Here is a 264-nt window from a genome sequence, read left to right as displayed (position 1 = left end):
CCTTTCAGCCACGGGCCGCCGAGCACGATCGCAACGAACGCGACCAGCGGAAGGAGCGGGATCGCGATGCAGGCAAGCGTCATGGTGCTGTCCCGCGCATCCGGAGGATGTCAGGGCCCCGGTTTGCGTGGCTTTCGAAGGAATGCTTGCGGGTCACCCAGGCGTCCGATACGGACACGACGCCCGATTGCCGTTCGAACAGCATTCCCGGGCCGGAAAGGAACGCCTCGCCCGGGGGTCCGGGGACGACGGCTACCCGCATGT

1 protein-coding gene is annotated in these 264 nt (G+C 67.0%); it reads right to left on the bottom strand.

From position 1 onward, the window contains the following. Nucleotides 1-79: 79 nt before the first annotated feature. Nucleotides 80-262, bottom strand: a complete 183-nt coding sequence (locus A2Z13_07460; GenBank protein ID OGP77144.1) for a hypothetical protein — start codon at nt 260-262, stop codon at nt 80-82. Nucleotides 263-264 lie beyond the last annotated feature (2 nt).

Source organism: Deltaproteobacteria bacterium RBG_16_64_85, from assembly GCA_001798885.1.
GTDB lineage: Bacteria > Desulfobacterota > Deferrimicrobia > Deferrimicrobiales > Deferrimicrobiaceae > FEB-35.
This window is presented reverse-complemented; position numbering and strand designations above follow the sequence as displayed.